The 14,285-nt window shown below is 61.6% G+C and carries 12 protein-coding genes; 9 read left to right on the forward strand and 3 right to left on the reverse strand.

Annotated elements, in window-relative coordinates; all coding sequences use genetic code 11:
* Positions 1-25 precede the first annotated feature (25 nt).
* Positions 26-856: a TIGR00282 family metallophosphoesterase gene (locus tag CMV30_RS14330; protein WP_096056673.1), complete on the forward strand. Its 831-nt coding sequence runs from the start codon at positions 26-28 to the stop codon at positions 854-856.
* An 82-nt stretch (positions 857-938) separates the two neighbouring features.
* Here CMV30_RS14330 and CMV30_RS14335 read toward each other — a convergent pair whose 3' ends face one another.
* Positions 939-1,919, reverse strand: a complete 981-nt coding sequence (locus tag CMV30_RS14335; protein ID WP_096057779.1) for an acetyl-CoA carboxylase carboxyltransferase subunit alpha — start codon at positions 1,917-1,919, stop codon at positions 939-941.
* Between the two features lie 160 nt (positions 1,920-2,079).
* On the opposite strand from CMV30_RS14335, the gene CMV30_RS14340 reads away from it, so the two are divergent.
* The 4 genes from CMV30_RS14340 to CMV30_RS14355 all read left to right on the forward strand — a co-directional run bounded on the left by CMV30_RS14340 (position 2,080) and on the right by CMV30_RS14355 (position 7,984).
* On the forward strand, positions 2,080-2,676 hold the full coding sequence (locus tag CMV30_RS14340) for a hypothetical protein (RefSeq protein ID WP_096056674.1): 597 nt from the start codon (positions 2,080-2,082) through the stop codon (positions 2,674-2,676).
* 117 nt (positions 2,677-2,793) lie between these two features.
* Complete coding sequence (locus CMV30_RS14345) at positions 2,794-4,305, forward strand: flotillin family protein (RefSeq protein WP_245844224.1); 1,512 nt, start codon at positions 2,794-2,796, stop codon at positions 4,303-4,305.
* A gap of 8 nt (positions 4,306-4,313) precedes the next feature.
* Positions 4,314-6,098, forward strand: a complete 1,785-nt coding sequence (locus CMV30_RS14350; protein WP_138223313.1) for a hypothetical protein — start codon at positions 4,314-4,316, stop codon at positions 6,096-6,098.
* A 230-nt stretch (positions 6,099-6,328) separates the two neighbouring features.
* Complete coding sequence (locus tag CMV30_RS14355; protein ID WP_096056677.1) at positions 6,329-7,984, forward strand: tetratricopeptide repeat protein; 1,656 nt, start codon at positions 6,329-6,331, stop codon at positions 7,982-7,984.
* A gap of 79 nt (positions 7,985-8,063) precedes the next feature.
* On the opposite strand, the gene CMV30_RS14360 is transcribed toward CMV30_RS14355, so the two are convergent.
* Complete coding sequence (locus CMV30_RS14360; protein WP_096057780.1) at positions 8,064-8,588, reverse strand: peptidylprolyl isomerase; 525 nt, start codon at positions 8,586-8,588, stop codon at positions 8,064-8,066.
* Between the two features lie 103 nt (positions 8,589-8,691).
* On the opposite strand from CMV30_RS14360, the gene CMV30_RS14365 reads away from it, so the two are divergent.
* From CMV30_RS14365 to CMV30_RS14380, 4 genes are all read left to right on the forward strand, one after another.
* Positions 8,692-9,501, forward strand: a complete 810-nt coding sequence (locus tag CMV30_RS14365; RefSeq protein WP_096056678.1) for a 5'-methylthioadenosine/S-adenosylhomocysteine nucleosidase — start codon at positions 8,692-8,694, stop codon at positions 9,499-9,501.
* On the forward strand, positions 9,498-10,319 hold the full coding sequence (locus CMV30_RS14370; RefSeq protein WP_096056679.1) for a 5'-methylthioadenosine/S-adenosylhomocysteine nucleosidase family protein: 822 nt from the start codon (positions 9,498-9,500) through the stop codon (positions 10,317-10,319). Before CMV30_RS14365 ends, CMV30_RS14370 begins: the two co-directional genes overlap by 4 nt.
* Before the next feature lie 98 nt (positions 10,320-10,417).
* Positions 10,418-11,641, forward strand: coding sequence for a tryptophan synthase subunit beta (gene trpB, locus CMV30_RS14375; protein WP_096056680.1), 1,224 nt, complete (start codon positions 10,418-10,420; stop codon positions 11,639-11,641).
* Positions 11,638-12,510, forward strand: coding sequence for a YicC/YloC family endoribonuclease (locus tag CMV30_RS14380; RefSeq protein ID WP_096056681.1), 873 nt, complete (start codon positions 11,638-11,640; stop codon positions 12,508-12,510). Before trpB ends, CMV30_RS14380 begins: the two co-directional genes overlap by 4 nt.
* A gap of 174 nt (positions 12,511-12,684) precedes the next feature.
* Here CMV30_RS14380 and CMV30_RS14385 read toward each other — a convergent pair whose 3' ends face one another.
* Complete coding sequence (locus CMV30_RS14385; RefSeq protein WP_096056682.1) at positions 12,685-14,271, reverse strand: regulator; 1,587 nt, start codon at positions 14,269-14,271, stop codon at positions 12,685-12,687.
* Positions 14,272-14,285: the final 14 nt, after the last annotated feature.

Consider the following 14,285-nt stretch of genomic DNA (forward strand, 5'->3'; position numbering starts at 1 on the left):
CGGTGGGTTTGGACGCTCTGCGGCTATGTTGAAGTTTCTCTTTATTGGCGACGTGGTTGGGCGGCCTGGGCGTGACATCATCGCGTCGCGTTTGCCTCAACTGCGCGCGCAGCATGGCATCGATCTGGTGATCGCCAATGCGGAGAACGCGGCCGCCGGGTCCGGCATCACGGGTGTAATTGCGAAGACGCTGCTTAGCTGCGGCGTGGATGCGATCACGTTGGGTGACCATGTGTGGGATCAAAAAGGGTGGGAGGACGAGATCGGGAGTTTTGAGCGGGTGTGCCGCCCGGCGAATTTGCCCGCGTCGAATCCAGGAAGAGATCACGTGATTTTGCAGGCAAAGGGATTTCGGCTGGCGGTGTTTACGGTGCTGGGGCGGCAGTATCTTAACATCAAGGCGGACTGCCCGTTTCTCGCGGCGGACCGGATGCTCAAGGAAATCGGCGACAAGGCGAACGGCGCGTTTGTGGAGATCCATGCCGAGGCGACTTCGGAAAAGCAGGCGATGGGCTGGCATCTCGACGGGCGCGCGATCGCGGTGCTCGGGACGCATACGCATGTGCCGACGGCGGATGCGAGCGTGCTGCCGAAGGGCACGGCTTTCATGTGCGATGTCGGCATGACGGGGCCGTATGCATCGGTGCTCGGGCGCGAAGTGAAACCCGTTTTGGAGAAATTTATCACCGGGATGCCACGCCGGTTTGAAGTCGCGGAGCAGGATGTGCGTTTATCGGCGGCGTTGGTGACGTTCGATCCGAAAGAGAAACGCGCGACGAAGTGCGAGTTGATCACGATTCGGTCGAACGCGAGCGGGCCGCGCGTGAGTCTGGATGGCGGGCACTCGAACGATTGATTGGGGCGCAAAAAAAGCGCTCCGATTAAGGAGCGCGTTTTTGAAAACGGGATGGAAAGACGGAGGTGCCGACGATGGGAAATCAGGCGTGGGCGACGCCGGCTTCTTCGTAGACGCCGAGGTGGCGGTAGCGGTTGTAGCGGGAGTCGAGGAGCTTTTCTTCGTCGAGCTTGGTGAGCTCGTTGAGGTGTTTGAGGAGCGCCTTCTTAAGCGATTCGGCGGCGGCGGCGTGATCGTTGTGCGCACCGCCGAAAGGCTCGGGAACGACTTCATCGACGACGCCGAGTTTTTCGAGGTGGTCGGCGTTGAGCTTGAGGGCTTCGGCGGCTTTCGGAGCGGCGGCGCGGTCTTTCCAGAGAATCGCGGCGCAGCCTTCGGGCGAGATGACGGAGTAGTAGCTGTTTTCGAAAATGAGCACACGATCGGTGACGCCGATGCCGAGCGCGCCGCCGGAACCGCCTTCGCCCACGACGACGGCGATGGACGGGACTTTGAGCATGGCCATTTCGCGGAGGTTGACGGCGATGGCTTCAGACACGTGGCGGGCTTCCGACTCGATGCCTGGGAACGCGCCGGGAGTGTCGATGAAGGTGATGACGGGCAGGCCGAATTTTTCGGCGAGTTTCATCAGGCGAAGGGCTTTGCGGTAACCTTCGGGCTGGGGCATGCCGAAGTTGCGGAGGATGTTTTCCTTGGTGTCGCGGCCTTTTTGCTGGGCGACGATCATGACGGAGCGGCCTTGGAAAAACGCGGTGCCGCCGATGAGGGCGCGGTCGTCGTTGAACTGGCGGTCACCATGTAGCTCCTGGAAGTTTTCGCAGAGGGCGTTGACGTAATCGAGGGCGTAGGGGCGCTTGGGGTGGCGGGCGAGCTGGACCTTCTGCCACGGGGAGAGATCGGAGTAGATCTCGCGGCGGGTGGACTCGATCTTGCGCTCAATGGAGGCGATTTCTTTGGCGACATCGACGTTGTTTTCGAGCGACTGCTGACGCAGCAGGTCGAGCTGGTTGCTGAGCTCGCGGAGCGGTTTTTCGAATTCCAACAAGTAGGTCGGTTTGTCCATTTGCGCGGAGGCTAGGCGGGCGGCGCGAACGCTGTCAACGGGTCGGGCGGGGCTGAGCGGCGTGACGGAATGCAGGTTAAGCGGAGCGAAATGAGAGATGGACATTGTAATATGCCCTTCGGCGCGTATCTGCGATGGTCGTCCGCGTGGAGAATACCCCATGACTACCCTTGCTTTGATCGATCAACTCACGCGCTGGTGGGACGAGTTCTCGCTGGCGAAGCAGATTTTCTACGGCATCGCCCTGACGGCGGGCCTCGTGTCGCTCATCCTGATGGTGATGGCCGTCTTTGGCATGGAGCACGACGACGCGGTCGATGCACTGACTTCGGGCGGAGATGTCGGGCACGATGGCGGCGGGATTTTTTCGGTGAAGCCGTTGACGGGATTTTTCCTCGGCTTCGGCTGGATTGGTGGATTCTCGCTCGGGCGTGGTGCAGAAGTCTGGCTCGCGGTGGTGCTCGGCTGCATGGCGGGCGGGGCGATGATGGCGCTGATCGTGTTCATGTTTCGCGCGATCCTCGGTATCCGCAGCGATGGCACGGCGCGCATCGAGGATGCGGTCGGTGCGGTGGGAACGGTTTACGTGACGCTGCCGCCGGCCAAGGCTGGCGGCGGGCAGGTGACGGTGACTTTTCGCGGACGGCAGGAAACATATGGCGCGTTGCAAGCGGGCGAGCAGGCGGTGCCGAGCGGCGAAAAGGTCAAAGTCGTCAGCCTCATCGACGCGCGCACGGTGCTGGTCGAGCGGCTCTGAGTAAGTGAGGCAGGACTGGTAGCGCGGGATTTTTTCTGCGCGGAGCTGAGGCTGCCGAGGTCATTTTTGTTTCTTCTTCAACCCTTCAACTAACTCCCCATGGAAATCGTAGACATCATGCTGGCGGCGCTGGTCGTCGTCTTTGTTCTCATTATCGCGATGACGCTGATTGCGCGTTATCGCATGTGCCCGCCGGACAAAGTCCTGGTGGTGTACGGCAAACTCGCGAACGGACTTTCTTCACGGTGCTATCACGGCGGCTCGACGTTCGTGGTCCCGTTTTTCCAGAGCTACCAGTATCTCGATCTCACGCCGATCACGATAGACATCGAGCTGAAGGGAGCGCTCTCGAGTCAGAATATCCGCATCGATGCGCCGGCGTCGTTCACTATCGGCATCTCGACGGAGCCTGAGGTGATGCAGAACGCGGCGACGCGTTTGCTTGGGCGTTCGCTCGATGAAGTGCAGCAGCTGGCGTCGGAAATTATTATGGGCCAGATGCGCGTGGTCTTCGCCTCGATGACCATTGAGGAAATCAACAACGACCGCGAAAAGCTGATCGCTGCGATCACGAAGGGCGTCGAAGTCGAGCTGCACAAAGTCGGTCTGCGGATGATCAACGGTAATATCCGCGACATCAAAGATCTCTCGGGCTACATCGATGCGCTCGGCAAAGAATCGGCGGCGCGCGCGATCAACGATGCGCAGATCAAGGTCGCGCAGGAAAATCAGCGCGGTGCGATCGGTCGCGCGGAAGCGGAGCGCGATCAGTTTATTCGCGTCGCCACGGCTGAGGCCGAGGCGCGCAAGGGACAGAATACGGCGCAGGTGGTCATCGCGAAATCCAACGCCGATCTCGCGGCTGAGCAGGCTGAGGCGAAACGCCGGACGGAAGCGGCGCAGAAAGTGGCCGAGGCACGCGCGCTCCAGGAATCGTACAAGGCTCAACAGGAAGCCGAGCTCGCACGTGCGGCTCGCGAAAAGGCACAGCAGCAGGCTGACCAAATCGTGAAGGCAGAGATCGACAAGGAGCGCGTGCGCATCGATGCCGAAGCCAAGGCGGCGCAGACGAAGATCATTCAAGAAGGTCAGTCGGCGGCGTACGTCATTCAGAAAGACGCCGAGGCGGAAGGTGTTCGCCGCGTAGCGGAAGGTGAAGCGGCGGGTATTCGCGCGAAGCTCGGTGCGGAGGCGACGGGTATTCAGGCAAAGCTGACGGCTGAAGCTGAAGGTACGCGGGCACTGCTCGACGCGAAGGCGCAAGGCTTTGAGAAACTTCTGCGCGTGGCGAGCGATACGTCGGGAGCGACGCAATTGCTCATCGCGGAAAATATCGTGCGCATCGCCGAGATTCAGGCGGGAGCGATCAAGGGACTCCAATTCGAGAAGGTCATCGTCATGGGTGGCGGCGCGGGTGGGCAGAACGCCGGTCCGGGGCAGTTCGTGCAGGATCTCTACAAGGGTGTGCTGCCGATTCAGGAACTCGCGAAGAGCGTGGGACTGAATCTGCCGACGTTCCTCGGTACGGCGGCTCCGGAATCACCATCATCGGCACCATCCAGCGGAGTTCCTGCAGCGCCAACGGCAAAGTCCTCTGTTTCCGAAGCACCGAAGAAAGATGTTTCCTAATTAACGGCGTGTGTTTTGACGCCGCGCTTCGAGCCGAAGCGCGGCGTCTTTTTGATGGGCGGGAAGAATGTGCGGAAGACGCGGAAGACGCGGAAGACGCGGAAGAGCGTCGGAGGAATTTACTTAAAATGACTTTATCACTTATGAGTCGGCGGGCGTTTTTTTATCAAGCGCTGTTGGCGTTGTTGCTGGTTTTCACCGGCGAGAGCTGGGCGCGGGAATGGATTTATACGAACACCGGCCATTTCGAAGTGTTCACCAATTCGCGGCCTCGCGACGCCAGTGTTTTGATAGGCCGGTTGGAGCAATTCAGGGAAAATTTCCTGAGAATTCTCCCGGGCGCGCCGTTTCGGGAGCCGCGTGTGACCGTTGTTATTTTCGACAGCGAGCGAGATTTCCGTCCTTACAAACCGTTGTATAAAGGGAAACCCAAAGAGGATCTGGCGGGTGTGTTTCAGGGGTTTCCCGACGAGGTGGTAATTGCACTGACCACGGAGATGGATCTTGAGCAGACGATCCCGGTGATTTTTCACGAGTACGTGCATTTGCTCATGCACGCGCGAGGCTACCGGTTGCCGCCGTGGCTGAACGAAGGTGTTGCCGAGCTGTATTCGACGATCACCGTGGAGAACGATCAATTGAAGCTGGGGCGTGATATCCCTTATCACCTCATGCTGCTGAACCGGAATAAGCTGATGCCGCTGAGCCAGCTTTTTTCCATCACGCAGAGTTCGCCCGACTACAATGAGGGTACCCGCCGCAGTCTTTTCTACGCGCAGTCATGGGCGCTGCTTCATTACTGGGACTGCGGGCTGGCCAAAGAGCCGCAACAATTCGCGCGCAAAGCGAAATTTCTGGAGCTGCTGCAAATGGGGCTTCCGGCTGACCGCAGCATGCAGGAGGCATTTGGAAGAAGTCTGGCTGACGTTGAGCGCGATCTGGGGGCCTACGTACGAGGCGGCAAATACTACATGCGCGCCATTAAAGTTGAAAAAGTGGATTACGCGGCGCGTGTGAAGTTCGAGCCGGCGAGCGATTTCAAACGCGATGTGGCGCTGGAGAACCTGAAGTGGCGGCTGCAGCAAAATGGCGATGCGACTTTGAAGATGTTGCAGTTCGCCGAGCGGGAGCCGGAGGCGGCGAGGCCTTACGAACTGCTTGCAGCCATGGCCATGATGGATCGCGAGCCGCAGCGGGCAATCGGCTACTGGCAGAAAGCGGTTGAGCGAAAATCGGATAATCCTTACATCTACGAGCAGCTCGCGCAGAATTCGCTGCGGCAATCGATGCACGCCGTGAGTTTGAATTTCCGGCTTCCCGAGTCCGCAGCGGCAGAGCTTCGCGGGTGGCTGGACCGGGCGATCGAGCTCAGCCCAGACTACGCGGATGCGTGGGACTGGCTTGCGCTCACGGAAGCGTTCTCGGTCAAGCTGCGAAACAGTGTGGTCAATAAAGCGATCGGGAAACGGGAGTTGCTCGACGAAAGGCCGCGATTCATGGCTGCCATTTCGCTGATCGCTTTGCGCATCGATAAAAAGGAACTGGCGGCGCAGGTCGCGGATTTGTTACTGGCGCGGCCGGATGTCCAGGCGGTACCAAGCGCAAACAACCGGATAACGATGGACGGTGTGGGAGCCGCGGCGGGAGGCGGCTCCTCATGGATGTTGAACCGGGAATATTATCCGGATGTCCGATACATCGCTCAAAACATCCAGCGGCATCTGCGGAGCGACAAACCGGCTGAGGATGATATGCCCGAGCCGGCGGGGTTCGAGTTGAGGGATGCGTATTAAAGCCGGCCATGGACGGGACGGAGGTCGTCCCTCCAGACTACCGGCGCACTTTTCCCCGGATAGACAACGGCGGATTGGCAAATCCGGTGAACCGGGATGCTCCGATTGCTGAAGCGAGCGTGACGCGCTCGACCGGGGCGCGATCGGGAGCCTGTGGTAATCGAGTTTTGGAGTGATGATGGTTTTCGCACCGCTGGACATAGGCGGGTGTTTCGAGCAAATGAGGAGTCATGATGAACCGAGGCGTTGGAGGCGTGGGTGGAGTTGTCCTGGGCGGGATCGTGCGGCGGGTGCTGGCTGGCGTCGGATTTGGGCTGGGACTTTTATTGGCGAACGGGGCGATGGCGGCGGAGAGCTGGCTATACGCGAAGACGGCGAATTTCGAGGTGTTGAGCAGCACCACGGAGCGGGAGGCGAAGGCGCTGGTGGAGCGGCTGGAGTTGTTTCGCGAGAATTTCAGCGAGGTGCTGCCGGGGCCGCCGTTTCACCAGAAGCGGATCACGCTGGTGTTGTTTAACCGGGACAAGGAATTCGCGCCGTACCGGCCGATGCGCGACGGGCGGGAGCAGGCGCATCTGAAGTCGATCGTGTTCGCGCATGAGGACGAAGTGGTGATCGGTCTTTGCGCGGATGGATCGGTGCGGGAGCGGTCGGCGAGTTTGTACAGCAGCTATGTCAGCCTGTTGTCGCGGTGGCGTGGGTACAATCTGCCGCCGTGGCTGGAGGCGGGGCTCTCGGGATTTTATGAGACGATCGAGATCGAGGAGAGCGTGGTGACGGTGGGGCGGAAGAACCGGGAATATGTCGATATGCTCAACAGCGTGCGGTGGCTGCATCTGGAGGATGTGCTGGTGGTGAACCGGGATTCCGCGGAGCACGGGAAGGTGCGTTACCATGCGCAGGCCTGGGCGCTGGTGCATTATCTGTTGATGACATCGCCGGAGGAAACGCGGTGGAAGAATCTGAACCGGTTGATCGCGGTGCTGCAGCAGGGCGTGAAATCGCGGAATGCGTTGCAGGTGGTGTATGGAAAGAGTGCGGAGGAGATCGGCATGGACGTGCAGCACTATGTGAAGACGGGGAAGTACGCGGTGCAGGCGTTTCCCAAGAGTGTGCGCGGGGGGCGGACGGCGGTGGCGTTTCGCGCGGCGACGGAATTCGAGCGCGAGCTGGCGCTTGTGAATTTGCGCTGGCGGTCGCGCAAAGGCGGCGGGGAGTCGTATCGGATGTTTCAACTCGCGGAGAAAGAGCCGGGCTCGCCGCGTCCGCACGAAGTGCTGGGGTCGATCGCGCTGGGGGAAGGCGAGCGGCATCAAGCGGAGACGCACTGGCGGGAGGCGGTGCGACTGGGGACGGATAATCCGGTGGTGCCGGTGTGGCTGGCGCAGACGTCGCTCGGGCAGTCGCTGGTCGATGTGAGCGCGGGGTATCGCTTGCCGGAAGGCGATGCGGCGGAGTTGCGCGGGTGGCTGGACCGGGCGGTGGCGCTAGACGAAAACTATGCGGAGGCGTGGGACTGGCTGGCGTTGACGGAGGCGTTTAGCGCGGAACCGAGGAGCGAGGTCATCCGGAATCTGCAGACGAAACGCGAAGCGTGGGGCAGCCGGCCGAGGGTGCTGGCGGCGCTGGCGTTGATCGCGCTGCGGGCGGGCAATGGGGAGGTGGCGGAGGCGCTGGCGGACCAGGTATTGAAAGATCCGATGCTGGGGATGCGGCCGAGCGGGGAGGCGGCGATGCGCATGGCGCTCGCGGAGACGCGCGGGCTGGGCGGGCTGTGGACGCCGTATGTGGACAAGGGCAGCGAGGTAATCGCGCTGGCGAAGGCGGTGAAGGTCCGGGCTCTGGAAGAAAAAGCCCGGGCTCATAATCGAGCCCGGGCGAAGTGAGCGCCGCAGAGGTGCCGAGTCGTGGGAGTGAGGACGGCGCGCGCGGCGGCGGTGGTGATTGAAAGACGGATAACGCCGATCAGCTCGCGGGGACGAGCGTGACGGTTTCGAGGGCGACGCGTTCGACCGGGGTGCTCTTTTCGCCGCCGCCACCGGACTTGGTGGGGACGTTGGCGAGTTGTTCGAGGACCTCGTCGCCTTTCACGATCGTGCCGAAGGCGGTGTACTGTTTGTCGAGGAAGCGGGCGTCGCCGTGGACGAGGAAGAACTGGCTGCCGGCGGAATCGGGATTGGAGGAGCGGGCCATGGAGATGACGCCGCGGGTGTGGGGCTTGGCGTTGAACTCAGCCTTGATCTGGTAGCCGGGGCCGCCGGTGCCGGGCATGCCGGACTGGCCTTCCTTGGTGTTGGGGCAGCCACCCTGGATCATGAAGCCCTTAATGATGCGGTGAAAGGCGGTGCCGTTGTAGAAGCCTTCGCGGGCGAGCTTCTTGAAGTTCTCGACGGTCTTGGGGGCGACATCGGGCCAGAAGGCGATGGTGATCTCGCCATAGGACGTTTTGAGGACGGCGTTTTCGTTGGCGGCAGGAGGTGTTTTGCTCATGGAAAGGGGCGAGCAAAGCGGGGCGTGCGGAGCGCGGGCAAGACTCAATTTCCCGAGGGAGTGCGGATGGGCGGCGGCATGATGCGTGCTGAACGGGCGGCTCATGCAATTTTCGAAAATCAGTGTGTGCGTGGCGATGTTGACGCTGGCGTGGTGTTTGCCGACGGGTGCGTTGGCGAAGGTGGATTTGCTGATCGCGGCGGCGACGGAGGCTGAACTGGCGCCGGTGCGCGCGAAGATGCGCGACGTGAAGGAGACGACGCTGACGTCGTGGACGTTTTGGAGCGGGACCCTTTCAGGGGAATCCGTGGTGCTGGCGCGGACCGAGGGCGATCCGCTGAACGCGGTGGCGGCGGTGACGCTGGCGATCAGGAAATTCGATCCGGCGCTGGTGCTGAGCTACGGAATCGCAAGGCCGCATGATGTGACGTTGAAGGCGGGCGATGTGGTCGTGAGCGAAAAATTTGTGGCGTTCGATGGGTTTATCTCGGGGCATCGGGGACTGGGCGAAGGCGTGAAACTCGGGGATTGGAAGAAGCTGCCGCATGCGCCGATTTCGTCGGGTGAAGTGGAGACTTACACGGAGTCGTTTCCGGCGAGTGAGGGGGCGAAGACGGCGGCGTTGAGTTTGAAATTGGGTGAAGGTAGTGGAGGGAAGGTGAAAGCGGGCGTGCTTGGCTCGGCGCATCAGATCAATCGCGAGGCGGATCGCGTGGCTTGGCTGCGCGAGAAATGGGGGACTAGTTGCGAGGATTTCGAGTCGGCGCATGTGGCGGTGTGCGCGAAGTTGTTTGGTGTGCCCGCGGCGGGGATACGCGTGATTGTGCCGGTGACGTCGGGCGAGACTGAGGTTGCGGCGGCGCAGGCGCAGGCGGCGGAACTGGTTTTGACGTGGGTGGAGGTTTTGAAATGAAGACGTTTTCGTTAAGGAACTGGGCTCAGGTGTTGTTGATGGTCGCTCTCGCGGTGGCGGCGCGTGGCGGCGAGCGCGTGGATATTCTCGTGCAGGGGGCGGAGAAGCTGGAGATCGGGATGATCCGCGAAGCGCTGAGCGATGCGCGCAAAGTGGAGGTGGGGCCGTTTTCGTTTTGGGTGGGGAAAGTGGGGCCGCATAAGGTTGCGGTGTCGCTGACGGGGCAGGGGCTGATCAACTGCACGGCGGCGACGGTACTGGGGATCGAGGAGTTTTCGCCGAAGTTGATCGTTAATCAGGGGACGAGCGGGGCGCAGGCGCCGTATCTCGGGCTTCACGACATCATCGTGGGGCGGCGGGCGCTGGACTATGGGAATTTTGTCACGCGGGTGCGCGGAGTCGGAGCGGGGAGCGATGCTCTGAGTTGGACGCCGCTCGCACAGAAGGTGAGGAAGGGGAAGGACGGGGAGTTGGTGGCGTTTCCGAAGGGGTTTGAGGGAGATGCGGCATGCATTGAGGTCGCGATGCGGACGCGGAATCCGATGGGGAATTTGTACGAAGGCGTCATCGGGTCGGCGCATGAGATCAATCTGGAGCTGGACCGGGTGAAGTGGTCGCGCGACACGTTTGGGATGGATGTGGAGGAGATGGAGTCTGGGCACGTGGCGGCGCTGGCGCACGCTTATGGCGTGAGGTACGTGGCGTTTCGGGTGGTGAGCGATGCGCCGTATGATGGAGTGCCATTTTATGCGCTAGCGGGCCGGGCGGGGGCGCTGTTCACGGTGAATTTCCTGAAGAATCTGCCGGCGCTGGAGTGAGGGATGAAAAGTGAAGGGTGAAAGAGAGCGCGGAGCTGTGCGGCCGATGGTGAAAACCGATTTGCACGGCGGGGGTGGGGTGTTCACGTTGGCGGGCTATGTCATCCGCTGCCACCGCTCCGCTTGATCGTTTCTCGATGCCCGACGCCACCGGCCACTTCGGCCCGTATGGCGGCGTGTTTGTGCCTGAGACGCTCTGGACGGCGCTGAAGGAACTGGGCGCGGCGTATGACGAGGCGAAGAAGGATCCGCAGTTTCTCGAAGAGCTGCGGTTTCATTTGAAGGAATTCGCGGGGCGTCCGACGGAGCTCTATTTCGCGGAGCGCCTGACGCAGCATGTCGGCGGGGCGAAGATTTATTTGAAGCGCGAAGACCTGCTCCACACCGGCGCTCACAAGATCAACAACGCGTTGGCGCAGGCGATCCTCGCGAAGCGCATGGGCAAGAAGCGCATCATCGCCGAGACGGGCGCGGGTCAGCACGGCGTGGCGACGGCGGCGGCGTGCGCGAAGTTTGGACTCGAGTGCGTGGTATACATGGGCGCGCACGACATGGAGCGGCAGGCGCTGAACGTTTTTCGCATGCGGCTGATGGGCGCGGAAGTGCGCGGCGTGGAGGCCGGGCAGAAGACGCTCAAGGAAGCGATCAATGAGGCGATGCGCGACTGGGTGACCAATGTGCGATCGACGCACTATATCTTGGGTACGGCGTATGGCTCACATCCGTATCCGGCGATGGTGCGGGATTTCCACCGCGTGATTGGCATCGAGGCGAAGGAGCAGATTTTGAAACGCGAAGGGCGTCTGCCGGATGCGCTCGTGGCGTGTGTTGGTGGCGGCTCGAACGCGATCGGGTTGTTTTTCGAGTTTTTGGAAGACACGCAGGTCAAGATGACGGGCGTTGAAGCGGGTGGGCATGGCATCAAGCGCGGCGAGCACGCGGCGCGTTTTGCGGGTGGGCGGCTCGGAGTGTTGCAGGGGTGCAAGACGTTTTTGCTGCAGGACCAGGACGGGCAGATCGAGCTGACGCACTCGGTGAGTGCGGGGCTCGATTACGCGGCCGTCGGACCGGAGCACGCGTTTTATCGCGACCGAAAGCGCATCGATTTCGCGTATGCGTGTGACGACGAAGTGCTGGAGACGTTTCAGCTGTTGTCGCGCACGGAAGGCATCATTCCGGCTCTGGAAAGCACGCATGCAATCGTCGAGGGCATCAAACAGGCGAAGGCGCTTGGGAAGGGCAAAGTCATCGTCGTGAATCTTTCGGGACGCGGAGATAAAGACGTGCAGCAAGTCGCGAAGATCTTGGGAGAACGCGTATGAAGAGCATGACCGGATTTGGGCGCGCGACGGCGGCGCTGGGGAATTATACGCTTACGGTGCAGGTGAATTCTGTGAACCGGAAGACATTGGATTTGCAGGTGTCGCTGCCGAATGAGTGGGAGGCGCTTGAAGCGCCGGTGGGCGAGCTGGTGCGGAAATATGCGCTGCGCGGGAAGATCCATGTGAAGTTCGAGGTGACGGGATCTGAAGCGGCGCAGGCGGCGACGTGGGATGAGGCGGTGGTCGCGGCAAATCTGGACAAGCTCGCGGCGTTTGCGGCGAAGCGGGGTGTGACGTTTGCGCCGTCGGCCGACTTGCTGTGGAATGTAGCGAATGCGCAGCGGAAGAGTTCGCAGCTGCCGCCGGTCGAGGAGGCGCAGGTGGTGGCGCTGGCGACGACGGAGGAGGCATTGAAGGCGTTTTCGGCGATGCGCGCGAAAGAGGGAGCGGCGCTGATGACGGATTTTCAGGCGCGGCTAGCGATCTTGCGCGTGCAGGTGGCGATCGTGGCGGAGCGCGCGCCGCAAGTGGCGCCGACTTATCGCGAGTTATTGCTCAAGCGTCTGCGTGAGGCGGGGCTGGAGTTGAAAGTGGATGATGAGCGCGTGCTCAAGGAAGTGGCGTTGTTTGCGGATCGCTCGGATGTGACCGAGGAGCTGACGCGGTTGAAGAGTCATCTGGAGCAGTTCACGACGTTGCTGAAGAGCGACGGTGAGATCGGGCGGAAGTCGGAGTTTATTTTGCAGGAGATCGGGCGTGAAGTGAACACGACGGGCGCGAAGGCGAATGATCTCACGATTTCGAAAGCGGTGATTGAGCTGAAGAATGAGCTGGAGCGAATTCGCGAGCAGATCGCGAATGTGGAGTGAAGTGCCGTTGGCGAATAGTCGTGGCTGTTCTTTGTGCGGTTAGTTGAAGCGCGAAGACGCAAAGGCGCTAAGGTCGGAGAAAAGGAATCGGAATGGGAGATCGCGGAATCGCGGAAGCGCTGAACAATCCATTCGTAGTTTTCCTATCCGCGATTCCGCTATAAGGTATTTTGATCAGGCGTGAGCGTCGTGGTGGACGGGCTCGGGCGGGAGCGGAGTGACTCCAGAGAATTTGGCGCATGCGGCGAGCCAGGCGGCGACGATGAGGTAACTGGCGGCGATGGCGGGCGAGTGGCCGATGCCGATGCGTTCGCCGTGCATGAAGCCGAAGAAGGTCAGGGCTGCGCCGACGGCGGCGAAGGCGGAGGCGCGCCAGAGTTGTCGCTCGATGATGAATACAGTCACGGCACTCAGGATGATGCCGCCGAGCACGGCGCCTCCGCCGAGGATTTCGAGTCCGTGGAAGAGTACGCCTTCGTTTTTCATTTTTTCTATGAGTTCGGGAGAGACACTGATGATGCCTGCGGCGGCGAGGGCTCCTTTGGCTTGGGCGAGCGCCCAGGCGGCGACGTGGGGAACGAGCGCGACGATGATGGCTGGAGCGTGGCGGCGAGGCGTTTCTTGAAAGGCCTGCGAGCCGATCAACATGCCGATGTAGAGAAGGATGGGCAGGATCGCGACGACCGGAATCGCAGCGAGCATGACGGGGACGATGCCGAGCCAGCAGAGGGTGATGATCATCACGCCGGTGAAGAGTGAGTAGCCGACGCGGCCACCCATCGCTTTCCAGCCGGGGTGCCCGATGTACACGGCGAGGATGAACGGGTTGCCCATCAGGCAGCCGATCATGCTGATGACGCCGTCGGCCACGAGTACCTTGGTCGTGGGGAAACTGTCGCCGGCGGCGGAGGCGCTTTCGACGTTGTCGATGGCTTCGACGAGGTCGTAGAGGCCGAAGGGAATCGCGGTGACGAGGAGTACGCCGAGGAATTCGAAGCCGGAGAAGACGTGGCCGAAGGCGGGCAGCGGAATGCTGAATCCGAAGTGCGTGAAGGACGCGGTGAGGCCGCTGAGAGAGAGTCCGCCGAAGTTGAAATCGAAGAGCGTGGAGCCCCATGCGATAAGCGTGCCGACGGCGATGGCGACGAGTCCGGCGGGGAGGCCGCGAAAATAGCGGACGCCGCCGAACCAGTTCACGAGCAGGACGACGAAGCAGAGGAGGCCGATGGCGGGCGTGAGGTACATCTGGAGCGCGGGGCGCATCGAGATGAAGGTGATCGAGACGCCGGCGAGTGTGCCGAGGAGCGCAGCGCGCGGGGTGACTTTGCGAACCCATTTGCCGACGAAACCGCCGAGGACGAGGACGATGCTTTGGATGAAACACCAGGTGAGGCCGGCTTCCCAGGCTTTGATGGGATCACCGGTCTGGAGTTTGATGGGGAGCATGACGACGAAGACGCCGATGAACATGTGGCCGACGCCGGGGCCAGAGGGGAGGGCGCAGACATCGGTGCGGCCAGTGCGTCGGGCGAGGTCGTAGGCGAGCCACGCGTAGTATCCGGTGGACAAGCACAGCATGAGGCCGACGGCGGGGAGGATGCGGCCGAAGACGAGGTCGTCGGGCATCTGCAGCACGAAGCGGAGGAGGCCGGTAAGCGTGAGGACGTTGACGAGGATGTTGGTGCCGAAGCCGAAGAAGGCGTTCCAGTCGCCTGGGACCCAGAGCCTGGGTTTGGCGAGGGTGGGAGTGATTGCGGTCATGGAGTTGAGCGGCG

The organism is Nibricoccus aquaticus (assembly GCF_002310495.1).
Classification (GTDB): Bacteria; Verrucomicrobiota; Verrucomicrobiia; order Opitutales; family Opitutaceae; genus Nibricoccus; species Nibricoccus aquaticus.

Excerpts from the sequence above, each read along its gene's own strand:
- CMV30_RS14330 (WP_096056673.1), top strand. The coding sequence starts at position 26 with ATGTTGAAGTTTCTCTTTATTGGCGACGTGGTTGGGCGGCCTGGGCGT.
- CMV30_RS14335 (WP_096057779.1), bottom strand. The coding sequence starts at position 1,919 with ATGGACAAACCGACCTACTTGTTGGAATTCGAAAAACCGCTCCGCGAG.
- CMV30_RS14340 (WP_096056674.1), top strand. The coding sequence starts at position 2,080 with ATGACTACCCTTGCTTTGATCGATCAACTCACGCGCTGGTGGGACGAG.
- CMV30_RS14345 (WP_245844224.1), top strand. The coding sequence starts at position 2,794 with ATGCTGGCGGCGCTGGTCGTCGTCTTTGTTCTCATTATCGCGATGACG.
- CMV30_RS14355 (WP_096056677.1), top strand. The coding sequence starts at position 6,329 with ATGATGAACCGAGGCGTTGGAGGCGTGGGTGGAGTTGTCCTGGGCGGG.
- CMV30_RS14360 (WP_096057780.1), bottom strand. The coding sequence starts at position 8,588 with ATGAGCAAAACACCTCCTGCCGCCAACGAAAACGCCGTCCTCAAAACG.
- CMV30_RS14365 (WP_096056678.1), top strand. The coding sequence starts at position 8,692 with ATGCAATTTTCGAAAATCAGTGTGTGCGTGGCGATGTTGACGCTGGCG.
- CMV30_RS14370 (WP_096056679.1), top strand. The coding sequence starts at position 9,498 with ATGAAGACGTTTTCGTTAAGGAACTGGGCTCAGGTGTTGTTGATGGTC.
- trpB (WP_096056680.1), top strand. The coding sequence starts at position 10,418 with ATGTCATCCGCTGCCACCGCTCCGCTTGATCGTTTCTCGATGCCCGAC.
- CMV30_RS14380 (WP_096056681.1), top strand. The coding sequence starts at position 11,638 with ATGAAGAGCATGACCGGATTTGGGCGCGCGACGGCGGCGCTGGGGAAT.
- CMV30_RS14385 (WP_096056682.1), bottom strand. The coding sequence starts at position 14,271 with ATGACCGCAATCACTCCCACCCTCGCCAAACCCAGGCTCTGGGTCCCA.